This window comes from Candidatus Vidania fulgoroideorum (genome assembly GCF_053760525.1).
This window is the reverse complement of record NZ_CM132394.1, coordinates 35361-51321: the sequence shown is the minus strand read 5'-3', so window position 1 is coordinate 51321 and position 15961 is coordinate 35361. Positions and strand designations below refer to the sequence as shown.

The window sequence follows — 15961 nt, the reverse complement described above, 5'->3', positions numbered from 1 at the left end:
TTACCAATGATGAGATTTGAACTCACAAGCTCTCGCGTTACCACCTTAAGGTAATGTGTTTACCATTTCACCACATTGGTTTTTTTTTTTTTTTATATTTTAAATATTTTTTTTTTATATTTATTATTTTTTTTAAACCTCTCATGCTACTAAAATCTTTTTTATGAATTAAAAAATGATTTTTTAATTTTTTAATTCTTTCATTAATTTTTTTAATCATATAAATAATATTTATAAATATAGTAAGAATAAAAAGAATTTATAAATTTAATATCGTATAAAACTACAATAAAATCAAAAATATTTATTTTGTTATAATTTTTTTCGTTTATATAAAAACGATTTGTTATTAAATAATTACTTTCTATAAATAAAAAAAAATAATTATTTATTTTTTTTTTTTCAATTAATATACCTGAAAAAAATTTTTTTCCAAGTATTATAGGAAATTTTTTTACAGCTAAATCTTTTAAATTAGTTATTATTAAATCCAAAGAATTTTTTTCTTCTAATAAAAAATTATTTTTATTATTTAAAAAAGAATTTTTTATTTCTTTTTTTTTTAAAACAGTAATTTGATTATTAAATATATTTTTAAAGCTGTTATAATTTTTTTTATAATTTTCATACTCTGAAATTAAAAAAAATTTGTTTTTATTAAAACAATCAAAACATCCAGAAAATATAAGTGAATATATAACTCTTTTATTTACTATAGATTTGTTTATTCTAAAATAAAAATCAAAAAAATTTTTATAATCTTTTTGATTTCTTTCTTTTATAATTTCATCACCAACATTAATTCCTATGCCTTTAATAAAAACAAATCCTATATAAATTTTTTTTTTTTTAATAGAAAAAAAATTTTTAGATTTATTTATATGAGGTTTACAAAAATATATCTTATTATATATCATATCTTTATATAATAATTTTATTTTTTTCTTATTTTTAAAACTATAATTCAAACTACAAATATAAAATACCTCTTTATAATTAGATTTTAACCAAGCCATATAATATGTAATGTATGAATAAGAAACAGCATGAGCTTTGTTAAAACTGTAACCAGAATACTTTTTAAAAAATTCAAAATCTTTATTTTTTATATTTTTTTTTAAAAATAATGACCTTGCAATTTTAATGTCTTTTTTTTTTCCTTTGCAAATACAAGATCTTATTATATCTGCTTCGTACATATTAAAATTGTAACCTTTTTTTAATATTTTCATTAATTGTTCTTGAAATATTAAAATTCCTCTAGTTTCAAATAATATTTTTTTAAATTTTGATAAATATTTATCTCCTTTATATATGCAATAATCATTTATAAGGCATATAGGTCCTGGTCTATATAAAGATATAATGTTTACTATATCATTAAAACTATTTGGTTTAATTATCCTTAAATATTTTTTCATTTGGTAACTTTCTAATTGAAAAACACCCGTTGTATTTCCTTTTTTAATTAAATCAAATGTATTTTTATTATTAAAGTCTAAAGAAAAAAAGCTAAAGTTTATTTTTAATTTTTTAATAATGTTATTCAATAATGATAAAGTATTTAAACATAAAAAATCAAATTTTATAAAACCAAGTTTTTGAATAGAAAACTTATCAAACTGAGTTATAAATACTTTATCATTATTATTATAATATAATGGCATAAAATTATAATATTTTTTATTTGTTATTATAACACCACCAGCGTGTTTTCCTATATTTCTAATATATCCACTTATTTTTACTGTTATATTTATTATTTTATAAAATCTTATATCATTTCTATATTCATTTGGTATATTAGATTTTTTTTTAATAAATTTAATAAATTCTTTATAATCTTTTATGTTATTAAATATTTTAGATAATTTATCAACATAGTTATAACCATATCCTAAAATTCTACCACTATCCCTTATAGAATTTTTAAAAGAAAATTTCCCAAAAGTTACAATATTAAAAACTTTTTTTATACCATATTTTTTTTTCAAATAATTTATTACATCATTTCTTTTTTCTTTACAAAAGTCTATATCAAAATCTGGTATAGACTTTTTTTTGTAATTTAGAAATCTTTCAAAATATAAACCATATTTAATAGGATCAATTTCTGTAATACCAAATACGTATGCTACTAGAGAACCTGAGCTAGACCCTCTACCTGGACCTACTATTATTTTTTTTTTTTTAGACCATTTTATAAAGTCCCTAACTATAAAAAAATAGTTTGAAAAACCCATTTTATATATTATTTTTAATTCTTTTAAAAATCTTTCATAATATTTCTTATAGTTATTATTAAAAAATATTTTTTTTTTTTTAAATATTTTTATTGATTTTTTAAAAAAATATTTTTTTTTTATATTTTTTTTAAAAAATTTTAGTTTTTTTTTTTTATAATCGAAATTATATTTGTTTTTTTTAAAAATATTATAAAAATTTTCATTAAATTTACAATAAAATTTTTTATAATGTTTTTTATCAATTAAATATTGATTTTTATATTTTTTTATATATTTATTATCTTCGTTTAAAAATTTTTTTTTTATTATAAAATTTTTATATTTAAAAATTTCAAAATTTTTTTTTTTTATAAATCTTACAGGGTGTAGACATAAAATTTTTATTTTTTTTTTTTTTGCTATATCATATATATATTTACTTGTTTTGTAAGATTTCTTATCAAATATATTTATTTCTAATATTATATTTTTAATTTTTTTAAATACTTTATTTTTATTATTTATTTTTTTCAAACAATTTGTTAATAAACCTTTATTACTACTAGATAAAATGTTAATTCCTTTTAATTTATAAATTTTTTTATATGGAACAATTTTTTTTTTACTTATTATTTTACATAAATTTTTATAACCTAAACAATTTTTAACTATTATTGTTAAATTTCCTTTTATTCTTTTACTTTTAAAATTACAATATGTTTCTATATCACATCCAAGAAGTATATTGAATTTTTTGTTTTTAAATTTTTCAAAAAATTCTAAAGAACCAGAAATATTGTTGAAATCTGTTATGATTAAGTTTTTATAACCTATTTTTTTTACTTCCTTAAATAATTTATTTATTTTAACTGATCCTTTTTCTAAGGAATATTCAGTATAAATTTTAAAGTTATAAGACATTGATAGGCCGTGCGTGATTCGAACACGCAACCAAAGGATTATGCAAAAAATATAACTAGATTTTCATCTAGGATCGGACTTTTTCTTAGTTTTAAACTTCTCCCGTAAAGTCTCTACACGTTCCATTAAGGCTTCGCTCGTAATTAGCTTAGTTATCACTTTAGCTTTTTTCGAATTTGAGAGATTATTTATTTTAAAAAATAAAACCCAAAGAGTCCTCTGCTCTACCGTTGAGCTAACGGCCTTTTATCAATTTTTTAATTATTCTTAATATTGAAGGTTTTTTTAATCTTTTTATTGCTATAGCTTCTATTTGTCTTACTCTTTCTCTAGTTATACCAAATATTTTTCCTATTTCTTCTAATGTATGACATTTATTATTAAATAATCCAAATCTTTTTATCAATATTTCTTTTTCTCTTTTTTTTAATGTATTTAGAATTTCTTCGATTATTTTGCTACAGAAACTTTTATGTAATTTTAATTCAAAATTTTTTTCATTTTTATCCTCTATAATATCTTTATATGAAGTGTTCTCATTACTATAAACAATATCTTCGAAAGAAGAAAAGTTTTTTGAAATATTTATTAAATTATCTATTTTTTTTTTTTTTATTTCTAATTTTTCGCTTATATATGAGTTTTTTATTTCTCTTTTTTTTTTTCTACTGTATAAATTTGAGATTTTTTTTATTTTGTTTAACAAATCATTCATATGCACTGGTATTCTTATTATTCTAGAATGATCAGATATTGATCTTGAAATAGATTGCTTAATCCACCATGTTGAATAAGTTGAAAATTTAAAACCTTTTTTATAATCGAATTTATCAATCGATTTGTATAATCCTAATATTCCTTCTTGAACTATATCTTTAAAATTAACTCCTTTATTACTATAAAGTTTTGAAATAGATATAACTAATCTTATATTAGATTCTACCAAACTATTTTTAATTAGTCTATATTTGTTATAATATTCTATTATTCTATTATATGAACTAAAATAAATAAATATTTTTTTTCTTATATTTTTAATTTTTGATATTTCATAAATTTTTATTTTATATTTATTTAATATTTTTTTTATATTATTAAATATTTTTATTTTAAAAATATTTATAAATTTAATTAAATATTTTTCGTAAAATCTTATTTTTATTATTTTTTTTTTATTATTTTTATTTTTACATATATAATAAAATATACTTTTTTTTTTTTCTTTTATTTTTATAAATCCATTTTTAATCTTTATTCTTTTTTTTTTATTTAAGTAATTAAAAAATTTTATTTTCTTATTTGTAAAAAATTTATAATAAATTTTTCTTATTATAAATTTTGTAAAAAAATTATTAGAAAAAAAAATATTATTAATATTTTCTAATAAAAAATTTAAACTTTTGAATATTTTTTTTTCTTCTTTTTTTTTTAACCTTTTTTTTTTTAAATCATAAATTTTCATGTTTTATTTTATTATAAAAAGATATTAATTTATTATATCTAATTTTTTTTATTATTTTTTTTTTATATTTAAATATTATTTTTAAAATTTTCTTTTTTAAAAAATATTCTATATTTAAAAATATAAATTCAAAAATATTTATTTTGTTAAATTTATAGAATTTTTTAAAATCTTTTTTTTTAAAATTTTTAAAAAATAAATCAGGATCTGATCTATTAATTTTTAAATAAAAAATTTTATTTAATAGATTATAATTAAAATAATATTTTTTATTTAACAAATTATAGTAAAAGCTAAATCCCGCTAAGTCACAATCCATAATAAATACAATTTTTTTTTTAGTTTTTTCTAAAATAAAAAATTGTTTTAAACTTAAATCACTTCCCATTATACAAACAGAATTTTTAATTCCGATATCATACAATCTAAAAAAATCAAAAAAACCTTCAACAACAAAAATTTCATTTTTATTATAAAATTTATTTTTGAATAATTCATAAAAACCAAAAATAATATTTTTTTTATTAAATTTATAAAAATTTCTAGAAAAAAAATACTTAGGTTTTCCAAATTTATTATTGATAGCAAAAGATAACAAATAGCCATTTTGGTCTTTTATTGGAATTATTATAGAATTTTCATAAAAAACTATTTTTTTTCTCTTAATAATTAATATTTTTTTTAATAATAAACTTTTTATTTCTTTTTTTTTAAAAAATTTTTTAAAATTTACTTTGTTTGAGTTTATTAAAAATTTTTTTATTAATGATTTACTATCAAATCCTCTTTTTAATAAATAATTATTTATAAAATTTTTATTTTTATTTTTTAAATTTTTATAAATTTTTTCTAAAAAAAAATTATTTTTTTTTTTTTTTAGATATTTAATTAAATAATCAATATTTCCGCTATTTTTACATCCAAAACAATAATAGTATTTTTCTTTTTTATTTATCAAAAAAGATTCGTTTTTTTCTTTGTGAAAAGGACATAAAGCCCAGTACCTTTTTTTTATCTTTTTTATTTTTAATAACTTTTTAATTTTATTTAAAAAATTTTTCATTAATTTAATTATGTATATAATAAGTTTAGAAAGTACATTTGATGATACTTGTTTTTGCATATACAATTTTAAAAAAAACAAAACCTTTGAAATAAAAATAACTCATAAATATAAAAAATATTTAGGAATAATTCCAAAATATGCTACAAATAACCATATAAAAAATTTTAAAAAAATTTTTTCTATAATTTTGAATTATTTTAATTTTAATGATGTTAAATTTATATCATACTCAAGTAAACCTGGATTATCAGGTTCAATAAATATTTCAAAAAAATATTGTAAATCTTTATCTGAAATATTAAAAGTAAAAGTTATAAAAATAAATCATTTAAAAGCTCATATTTTTTCTAATTTTATAGGAAAGGTAATATTTTATCCTTTCATTTCTTTTTTAATTTCAGGTGGAAATACAATATTTTATTTAGTAAAAAATATAAAAGAAATTAAAAAAATAGGTGGAACAATAGACAATTCTGTAGGTGAAGTTTTAAATAAACTAGGTAGAAAAATAAAAAGAATTTATCCTGTACATAATTATATAGAAAAAAATTATAAAAAAAAGTATTTAATAAAAAATATTATCAAGTATCCAAAAACAAAAAAAAATTATATAAGCTTAAGTGGAATATACACAAAATATTTTTTTTATTACAAAAAAAATATTTATAGTACAAAAGAAATTATATTAAATTTTTTTAAAAATATTATTTTAATAATAAAAAAAAAAATTATATATTTTTATAAAAAATATAGAATAAATAATTTTTTTATGTGTGGGGGTTTTTCTAAAAATACATATTTTAGAAAATTAAAAATAAATTTTATAAAAATAAAATTTTGCAGTAAAAAATTCTGTGAAGATAATGCTACAATGATATCTCATTTAACATTTTTAAAAAAATGGCATATTTTACAAAAGTAAAAATTAAAAATATAAAAAAAAAAATAATTGAATATAATATAAGAAATTCAAAAATAAAAGGAATAAAAGAAGGCACAACAAATAGTAATTACGTTATTAATACAAAAGAAAAAAATTATATACTTACTATTATTGAAAATAATTTAAGTTTAAAAAATATTTTTAACATAATTTATTTTCAAAATCTTTTGTACTATAATAATATAAAAGTTCCAAAATTTATCAAAAGTAATTTTGGAGAATACATTTTTTTAATTAAAAATAAATATTCATTAATAACAACTTTTTTATATGGTAAAAAAGTTGAAAATAAATATATTAAAATATGTTATTATTTAGGATTGGAATTAAGTAAAATACATAATATTAATTATTTTAATATTCAAAAAAACTTTATGGTAACTAATAATATAGTTATTTTATACAATAAAATTAAAAAAAAAATACCTAAAAAATATTTTTACTTTATAGATAATGAAATTAAAAAAGACATAAATTATGAAAAAAAAATTTTAAATAAAAATATAAAATATAAAAATTGCCATTGTGATATATTTAAAGATAATGTTTTTATAAAAAATAGAAAAATATTAGGTGTTTTTGATTTTTATTATTTTTCTAAGGAAAATTATTTATTTGACTTAGCAATATTTATTTGTGAATGGTGTTTTAAAAAAAAAATATATTTTAGAAAATTTTATTATTTTTTAAAAGGATATATGATAAAAAATAATGAAATTTTAAATTTTAATTACTTTTTATCATATTTAAGAAAAATATCAATAAGATTTATGATAACAAGATTCATTAATATAAAAAAAAAAGAATATCTAACAAAAAATCCATATAAATATTTAAGAATATTAATATATATTAATATTTTAAAAAAAAATATTATTTTAAATTTAAAAAAGATATTATATTTATGTGAAAAATTTCATAATAAAACAAGTTAAAAAAGATATTATACTAAATAAATTTTTAAATATAGTAACAAGATTTTCACCTGAACCTAGTGGTTGTTTACATTTAGGTCATTTAAAATGTTTTTACATAAATTACTATATCTATTCAAAATTTAATGGTAATTTTTATTTTAAAATTGATGATTCTAATCCAAAAAAAATAAATGATATATATACTAAAAGTATAATAAGAAATTTTATTATTTTAACAAAAAATAGATTAAATATATATTACTCAAGTAATTATTTTAAAAAATCATATATTTTTGTTAAAAAATTTATAAGAATAGGTCATTCATATATAGATAGTCAAAGTAAAATAAGTTATATATTAAAAAAAGGAAGTTATAATAAAAAAGGAAAAAGATCATTATTTTATAATAGAAAAATAAAAGAAAAATATTATTTGTTAAAAAAAATGAAATCTGGTTTATTTAAAGAAAATGAACACTGTGTAAGATTAAAAATAAATATGAACTCAAATAATATTTTATTAAGAGATCCTATTATATATAGAATAATAAAAAAAAAACATATATATAATTATTTTAAAATTTATCCTTCTTATGATTTTATAAATAGTTATACAGATTATTATGATAAAGTAAGTCACTCTATATGTACAATGGAATTTTACAATAATAAAGTTTTATACAATTATTTAATTTATCTATATAATCATGTGGATAAAAATTCATTTTTTCCTAAACAAATTGAATTTTTTAAATTAGAAATAAATGGAGAATTATTAAGTAAGAGGAAAATAAAAATTTTTATGAAAAAAAAAAACATAAAAAATTGGAATAGCAGAAAACTCCTAACTTTTAATGGATTACTAAACAGAGGTTTTGATTTAAAAAGTATAAAAGAATTTGTTATAAAAACAGGATATACAAAAAATAAGTCATCAGTAAGTATATCTCTATTAAATAAAATTTTTTTTAAAAATAATAAAAATTTAGAAAAAATAATTGTTTTGAAAAATACAAAATTAATATTTTTAATTAAAAAATCAAATTTTATATCTCTAAATATTGAAAATGATATTTTAAATTCAATAAATTTTAGAAAAATATTAATAATAAATAATTTTTTTACATCTTATTTATTTAAAAATTATTTTATAATATTAGGAAATTCTATTTATAAAAGCAATTATATAAAATCAATAAAAAAAAAAAAAAAAATTTTAGTATATTTTATAAAAAATGATATTATAAAAGAATACTATGTTGAATTTAATTTAATTAAAAATTTAAAATTAAATAAAAATTATATATTTGAAGGTATTGGAATATTTAAATTCATTAAATTTTTTGGTAAAAAAAAATATTTTAGTGAAGTTGTTTTATATAAAGAAAAGCAAAATAAGCCGGGTTCTGTATAATTTGACTATTTATTTAAAAATAAAGCTTTATAAATTATTATTATATAATTTCTTAAATAAAGAAAACATTAATATAATATTTCTATTATATAAGGTATAACCTTTTCACCATTTTTTTTAAAAAATGTATTTTTTCTGTTGTTTTATTAAAATTTATCATTAGATGCTGTTAACATCTTATTTACTTAAGCCCGGACTTTCCTATTTTAAAATAAAAAAAATATTTTTTTTTGCTTTTAATATAAAATATGAAATGGTCAAAAAGATTTAAAAAACCTATATCAAATGATTTTAAAGATTATACTTTTTCGATATCGAAAGATATAAGGCTTTTTAAACAAGAAAAAAAAAGTATATTGGCACATATTTATATGTTATATAAAATAAAAGTAATTAATAAATACGAAAAAGAAAAAATAATATCAAATTTAAAAAAAATTAATAAAAAAGATTTGGATAAAAAATCAGAGGATATACATTTTGCTTTAGAAAAAGAATTAAAAAAAAAAATAGGTAAAATATCTTCTAAAATTAGAATATCAAGATCAAGAAACGACCTTTCTACAAATTGTTTAAAACTATGGGTTTTAGAAAAAAATAATTTTATAGTAAAAAAAATAAAATTATTTTTAAAAGATATTGTTTTTTTATCAGAAAAACATTTTGATACAATTATGCCATCTTTTACTCATTCTCATATTGCACAACCAATAACTTTAGGACATTATCTTTTATCTCTATGTGAAATGTTTTTAAGGGATTCTTTAAGATTAAAAAAAATTTCAAAAATAAACAATTTTATGCCATTAGGCAGTTGTGCAATTTCAGGAACTAATTTAAAAACAAATAGAAATATAATGAAAGATATTTTAGGTTATAAAGAGATAAGTAGAAATTCTATAGATGCTGTATCTGATAGAGATTATGTTATAGATAGTATATATTGTTATTCTCAAATTATGATACATATTTCAAGAATATGTGAAGATTTTATAAATTGGTCAAATAAAATATACAATTTTATAGATATTTCTGATTCTTATTCATCAGGTTCTTCTTTAATGCCTCAAAAAAAAAATCCTGATGTTTTTGAAGTTGCTAGATCAAGATCAGGTATTGTTATAGGTAATTTGTTTTCAATTTTATTTATAATTAAATCTCTACCTATGGGTTATAATAAAGATCTTCAAGAAGATAAAAGTTTACTATTTAGCTCTTATGATGTATTAATAAAAACTATAAATATATTAAAAAAAATATTCAATAAAATAACTTTTAATAAAAAAGAAATGTACAAAAAATCAAAAATGGATTTTTCAAATTCAACAGATATTTCTGAGTTTTTATCTTATAAAGGCATGCCATATTGTGATGCTTATGATGTAGTATCTAATTCAGTTTTAAAATCTTTAAATAATAATAAAAATTTAATAAAAAATGTTTTAATTTTTTTAAAAAAAAAAAATAATAATTTCTACTTAATGTTTAAAAATAAAATTAAAAAGTTCAAAAATTTTAAAAATTTAATATACATGAAAAAAAGTTTAGGAAGTACTAATCCTTTTTTTGTGATAAGAGAATGTAAATTAATGAAAAGAAAAATTAAAAAATTATGAAATATTTTTTACATAAATACAAAAAAATATACAATATTTTTATTTGTATTTATTACAAATTTAATTATAAATTATTTTTTTATCTTTTTAATTTATTTAAACAGAATTTATATTTATCTTATTTAAATATAAATAAAAATAAAAATTTTTTTTTTGGTTATTCTAAAAAAAAAATTGAAAATTTAAATTTAAAAAAAAATTTATTTAACAGAGTTGTCTACTACTCTGGTTTTAATTATAAAAAATCAAAAAAAAATATTATATTTAATATTGAATATTTTTTTTATATTAATAAAAAAAATATTTTTTCAATAGTAATTAATAATATAAAAATTAGTAACTTAAAAAAAAAAATAATAATATTAAAAAAATTAAATAATTTAATTAATAAATATTCAGAAAAAATAATAAATTATAATTTTTTTTATAAAAATTCTGAAGATTTTTCTATAAACAAAAATAAATATAAAAATATATATTTATTTATAAAAAAAAAAATAAATATTGGAAAAATAATGCAATTACAAATAGGAAAAGAAAAAATATTTAAATCTAATATTTTTAAATCTAACATTTTTTTTTATCTTAATAAAAAAAATTTAAATGTTAACAAAATTTATTTAAATTTAATTAAAAAGAATATTATTTGCTTTACACCAGAAGTTCTGATGGAAAGAAATAATAAAAAAATATTTATGTTTCCTATTGCAGGATCTATAAATAGAGGTAAAAATATAATATTGGATTTGATTAAGGAATATAAATTAAAAAAAGATAAAAAAGAAATCTCAGAACATTTAATGTTGATTGATTTAACTAGAAATGATTTGAATAAAATAAGTGGAGGTTATAAAACAAATGTTACAAAAAGTTTTTATATAAAAAAATTTAAAAGCATACAACATATTATAAGTAATGTAAAAACACATATAAAAAAAAAAAAAATTGAAAGATTATTTATTGATTCTTTATCACCATCTGGAACTTTATCAGGAACACCAAAAAAAAAATCTATTGATTATATAAGCAAATTGGAAAGAAAAAGAGAATCTTATGGTGGATCTTTAGGACATATTTATGGTAATAAAATTTTTAAGATATTTATTATAATAAGAAGTTTAATAAATATAAAAAAATATCTATTTCTAAGATCAGCATCTGGTATAGTTTTAAATTCTATTTTATCAAATGAATGGAAAGAGTTAAACAACAAATTAAAAATATTTTTATTAAAAAAATGATTTTAATAGTTGATCATAATGATTCTTTTGTTAACAATATTATTGAATTGTTTAATGGATTTAATAAAAAAACTATTGTAATAAATTATAAAAATAATAATATTATTAATTTAATAATATTATTATTTAAACCAATTATCTGTTTAGGTCCAGGTCCTGGAGATCCTAGGGAATATAAAAGTTCTATAAAATTAATAAGTAATTTTTATAATAAAATAACTTTTATAGGAATATGTCTTGGTCATCAAATAATTGGATATTACTTTGGTTTTAAAATAAAAATTTCAAACTATATTTCACACGGAAATATAGTTAAAATTACAATAAAAAATTTTTATAAAAAAATTAATATACCTAAAATAATAAATGTAGTAAGATATAACTCTTTAACTTTAAAAAATTATAAAATTAAAAATATTTTTAAAATAGAAGCTTACGAAAAAAAAAGTAAAGAAATAATGATAATGAGAAGCATTATATATAAAATTTTTACTTTTCAATATCATCCTGATTCTTTTATGTCTAATTATTCTAAAAAAATAATAAAATTTTTTTTAAAAAATGATTAATAATTTTAAATTTTTTAAAAATGATAAATATATTAAAAAAAATATAACAAATTATATTAAATACTTTAGAAAAAATATAAATTTTTTTTTTAATTTAAAAAAAAATACAATAGAAATTTCAGGAAGTGGAGGTGATAAAAAAAAAACTTTCAATATATCATCTTCTGTATTTATAATAATATTTTTAATTAATATAAATGTTTTTAAACAAGGAAGTGTATCTTATACAAGTAACACAGGTAGCGTTGATTTTTTTTATAATATTTTAAAATATTATAATTTAAAAAAAAAAAAAAATATAAAAAAAATTTATAAAAAAATAAATTTTATAACTTTAAAAGCTAATGTATTTTATAATAAAAGTTTTTTTCCAAAAAACTTTTATTCTTATAGAAGAAAAATTAATAAATATAGTATTTTTAATTATTCTTTACCATTTACAAATCCTTTTAATTTGGAAAAATGCTATTGTTGTATTAGTAAAAAAAAATTTAAAAAAGAAATAATAAATAATCTTGTTCTAAATTATAAAAAATTTATATTAATTTGTTCTTATGATGAACTTGATGAAGCTTCTATATTTAATTATATAAAAATATACAAATATGATAAAAATAAAATATTTAAATATATATTAAAGAGTGAAAATATATTTTTGAAAGGATTATTTAAAAATATAATTTCTAAAAATGTTGAAAACTCTGTAAAAAAATTTTATAAATTTTTATTATTTAAAAATATTAGTGTTATTAATATAATTTTATTAAGTTGTTCTATTATAATAAAATTTTTGTCATTTACTAAAAATTATAATAACACCATTTATTATTTAAAAAAAAAATTAAAAGAGGGATTTTTTTTAAATAAATTTATAAATTTGAAAAAAAAATTAAAATGTTTATTAACAAAATAGTAAGTAATAAAATAAAAGAAATAAAAAATAAATATAAAAAAAATTTACTAAGTATATTTAAATTTTTATCTTATAAAAATTTAAAAAGAAAAATCAGTATAATTGATTTCAGTAAACCTTATGTTTTTTTTGAAAATAAAATATTTAGCCCTTTAAAAGGAAATATTAAAAATAGTGAATTGTTAAGTTTTTTAAAATCTTCAAATTCCAAATATGTAAAGTCTTTTTCTTTTTTAAACAGTGAAAAATTTTTTAAAAACAGAAAAATAAATTTTTTTTTAATAAAAAGAATAAGTAATAAAAAATTTTTAATGAAAGATTTTTTAATAGATTTTATACAAATATACGAAGGTTGTCTAAATAAATTTGATTATATACTATTAATAAAATATATAATTAACTCAGAAAAAATTAAAAATTTTATTAAATTAATAAAATTTTTAAAAATAATTCCAATATTAGAAATACACAAAATAAAAGAATTATTTAATATTAAAAAAATAAAAAAATTTTTTATAATAGGTTTTAATAATAGAAATATATCTAATTTTAAAGAAGATTTTATTAAATTAATTAAATTTTCTAAATTGATTAATTTAAATAATATAGTTTCAGAATCTTCTATAAAAAACATTAATTACGTATTTAAATATTACAATATTGGAATAAATTATTTTTTAGTAGGTGAAAATAGTATAAAAAATAATTTTTTTAATTGTGAAAAAAAATTATAAAAAATTTAATTTTAATTTTAAAAAAATTAATGATAAATATAATAATAATATTTATCTTTTAATAGTTTTTAAAGTTTTTAAAAAAAACTTTTATAAAAAAAATATTGATATGAATAACAAAGAAGAAATAATATATCTAGAAATTAGAAGTGGTATAGGTGGAGATGAAAGTTGTATGTTCGTAAAAGATATATACAAAATGTATACAAAATATTTCATAAACAATTATATTATTTACGAAATAATACATAAAAAAAAAGGTAAAAAAGGATTAAAAAGAATAATACTAAGAATAAAAAAAAAAAATATATATAATAAATTTTTTTTTGAATCAGGAGTTCATAGAGTACAAAGAATACCTAAAAATGATTTCAAAAAAAGAATGCATACTTCAACATGTGTTGTTGAGGTTTTTAAAGAATATAATGAAAAATCAATAACTTTTAAAAGAAAAGATTTAAAAATAGACACATTTAAATCTTCTGGAGCAGGAGGTCAAAGTGTTAATAAAACAAACTCCGCAGTTAGAATAACACATTTACCTACAGGAATAAAAGTTGAATGTCAGAAGGAAAGATCTCAAATGGAAAATAAAAGATTTGCAATTAAACTTCTCGTATCTAAATTAAAAGATATAGAAAAAGAGAAAAACGATAAAGAAAAGAATAATAAAAGAAATAATTATTTTAAATATTATTCAATAAGATCTTCTAAAATAAGAACTTATAATTATTCTAGAAATGTTATTAAGGATCATTTTTTAAAAAAAAATTTTAGTAATCTAAAAAATATTTTAAAAAATGGAAGAATAGATAAAATATTTTCTAAGAATAAATTAATAAAATAATTTTGAAGATTTTTCTATATCTTTTATTATTGATTTTACATTTTCTAATCCGATAAAAAACCTTAAAATAAATCTTTTAAAAAATTTTTTTTTTAAAAAAAAATTTTTATATAACATAACTAAACTATTATAACCACCCCAACTATAAGCTATTTTAAATATTTTAAGAGAATTTATAAATTTTATTATTTTTTCTTTCATTATTCTTTTTTTAAAAATAATTGAAAACAAACCAGCATTGTATTTGTAATTATTTTTAAAAAAAGAATAGTTTTTATTTTTATTGTCAAAAGGATATATTATTTTTTCTATAAAACTTTTATTTTCAAGATATTTTATAACTTTTTTACAGTTTTTTGAATGAATTTTATATCTTATATTAATAGTTTTTAAACTTCTTATTAATAAATAACAATCCATTTGATCTACATATATTCCTAAAAATTTTTTATTTTTTTTTATTTTTTTATATAATTTTTTGTTATTTGTAAATATTGATCCCATAATAACATCATTACCTCCTGAATAAAATTTCGTTAATGCTTGTATTGAAATATCAAATCCTATTAAGAGTGGTTTAAAAAAAACACCTGAAGAATAAGTATCGTCTATAACCGATATTATTTTGTTTTTTTTACAAAAATTTACTATTTCATTTAAATAAGGTATCTCATAAGTTATAGAACTTGGACATTCTGTAAAAAAAATTTTTATATTTTTTTTACAGAATTTTTTTTTAAAGTCTTTGTATTTAAAATAATTATTACATAAATTTATCTTTATTCCATATTTTTTTGACATATAAAATATTAGTTTTTTATTTGGTTCATATATTCCACTTGATATTATAACTTCTTCATTTTTTTTAAGTAACGTACTATATATTAGAAATATACTGTTCAATCCTGAAGGGCTTAAAACTACATATTTTGATTTATTTTTTTTTTTTATAATTTTACAAAGTTTATTTTCTATTTTAGATCCTTGTGTTCCGTAACTTATTTTTTTTTTTTTTTCACATTTTATTAATTCTTCATAACTTTTAAAAATCACAGAAGAAGCTTTTATAATTTTACCATTTAAATTTTTCATT

Annotated in this window: 14 protein-coding genes and 1 tRNA gene; 9 read left to right on the top strand and 6 right to left on the bottom strand. The window is 15.2% G+C overall.

Annotated elements, in window-relative coordinates; genetic code table 11:
- Nucleotide 1: 1 nt before the first annotated feature.
- The 5 genes from ACWNYQ_RS00275 to ACWNYQ_RS00255 form a co-directional block, all read right to left on the bottom strand.
- Nucleotides 2-80 (bottom strand) — tRNA-Leu (locus ACWNYQ_RS00275).
- Nucleotides 68-220, bottom strand: a complete 153-nt coding sequence (locus ACWNYQ_RS00270) for a 30S ribosomal protein S15 (protein ID WP_455290604.1) — start codon at nt 218-220, stop codon at nt 68-70. Before ACWNYQ_RS00270 ends, ACWNYQ_RS00275 begins: the two co-directional genes overlap by 13 nt.
- Nucleotides 213-3146, bottom strand: coding sequence for a DNA polymerase III subunit alpha (dnaE, locus tag ACWNYQ_RS00265; protein ID WP_455290603.1), 2934 nt, complete (start codon nt 3144-3146; stop codon nt 213-215). The genes ACWNYQ_RS00270 and dnaE overlap by 8 nt, the downstream gene beginning before the upstream one ends.
- Nucleotides 3147-3381: 235 nt before the next feature.
- The gene (locus ACWNYQ_RS00260) at nt 3382-4608 is read right to left on the bottom strand and encodes a sigma-70 family RNA polymerase sigma factor (RefSeq protein ID WP_455290602.1); all 1227 of its coding nucleotides are present in this window, start codon (nt 4606-4608) and stop codon (nt 3382-3384) included.
- Nucleotides 4595-5671, bottom strand: a complete 1077-nt coding sequence (locus tag ACWNYQ_RS00255; protein WP_455290601.1) for a CHC2 zinc finger domain-containing protein — start codon at nt 5669-5671, stop codon at nt 4595-4597. Before ACWNYQ_RS00255 ends, ACWNYQ_RS00260 begins: the two co-directional genes overlap by 14 nt.
- A gap of 10 nt (nt 5672-5681) precedes the next feature.
- Between ACWNYQ_RS00255 and ACWNYQ_RS00250 the strand changes: the two genes are divergently transcribed.
- The 9 genes from ACWNYQ_RS00250 to ACWNYQ_RS00210 all read left to right on the top strand — a co-directional run bounded on the left by ACWNYQ_RS00250 (nt 5682) and on the right by ACWNYQ_RS00210 (nt 14868).
- A complete protein-coding gene (locus ACWNYQ_RS00250) occupies nt 5682-6596 on the top strand; it encodes a hypothetical protein (RefSeq protein WP_455290600.1) in 915 nt (304 codons plus the stop codon).
- Entirely contained in the window at nt 6575-7552 is a 978-nt protein-coding gene (locus tag ACWNYQ_RS00245; RefSeq protein WP_455290599.1) for a phosphotransferase, read from the top strand. The genes ACWNYQ_RS00250 and ACWNYQ_RS00245 overlap by 22 nt, the downstream gene beginning before the upstream one ends.
- Entirely contained in the window at nt 7524-8948 is a 1425-nt protein-coding gene (locus tag ACWNYQ_RS00240) for a glutamate--tRNA ligase family protein (protein ID WP_455290598.1), read from the top strand. The genes ACWNYQ_RS00245 and ACWNYQ_RS00240 overlap by 29 nt, the downstream gene beginning before the upstream one ends.
- A 248-nt stretch (nt 8949-9196) precedes the next feature.
- Entirely contained in the window at nt 9197-10564 is a 1368-nt protein-coding gene (argH, locus tag ACWNYQ_RS00235) for an argininosuccinate lyase (RefSeq protein WP_455290597.1), read from the top strand.
- Nucleotides 10561-11805, top strand: coding sequence for a chorismate-binding protein (locus ACWNYQ_RS00230; protein WP_455290596.1), 1245 nt, complete (start codon nt 10561-10563; stop codon nt 11803-11805). The genes argH and ACWNYQ_RS00230 overlap by 4 nt, the downstream gene beginning before the upstream one ends.
- Complete coding sequence (locus ACWNYQ_RS00225) at nt 11757-12374, top strand: aminodeoxychorismate/anthranilate synthase component II (RefSeq protein WP_455290595.1); 618 nt, start codon at nt 11757-11759, stop codon at nt 12372-12374. Before ACWNYQ_RS00230 ends, ACWNYQ_RS00225 begins: the two co-directional genes overlap by 49 nt.
- Entirely contained in the window at nt 12367-13287 is a 921-nt protein-coding gene (locus ACWNYQ_RS00220; RefSeq protein ID WP_455290594.1) for a hypothetical protein, read from the top strand. Before ACWNYQ_RS00225 ends, ACWNYQ_RS00220 begins: the two co-directional genes overlap by 8 nt.
- Nucleotides 13269-14021, top strand: a complete 753-nt coding sequence (locus tag ACWNYQ_RS00215) for a hypothetical protein (protein ID WP_455290593.1) — start codon at nt 13269-13271, stop codon at nt 14019-14021. Before ACWNYQ_RS00220 ends, ACWNYQ_RS00215 begins: the two co-directional genes overlap by 19 nt.
- A complete protein-coding gene (locus tag ACWNYQ_RS00210) occupies nt 14005-14868 on the top strand; it encodes a peptide chain release factor-like protein (protein ID WP_455290592.1) in 864 nt (287 codons plus the stop codon). Before ACWNYQ_RS00215 ends, ACWNYQ_RS00210 begins: the two co-directional genes overlap by 17 nt.
- Here the strand turns inward: ACWNYQ_RS00210 and ACWNYQ_RS00205 are convergent.
- Nucleotides 14857-15960, bottom strand: a complete 1104-nt coding sequence (locus ACWNYQ_RS00205) for an aminotransferase class I/II-fold pyridoxal phosphate-dependent enzyme (RefSeq protein WP_455290591.1) — start codon at nt 15958-15960, stop codon at nt 14857-14859. The two genes, ACWNYQ_RS00210 and ACWNYQ_RS00205, sit on opposite strands and share 12 nt — an antisense overlap.
- Nucleotide 15961 lies beyond the last annotated feature (1 nt).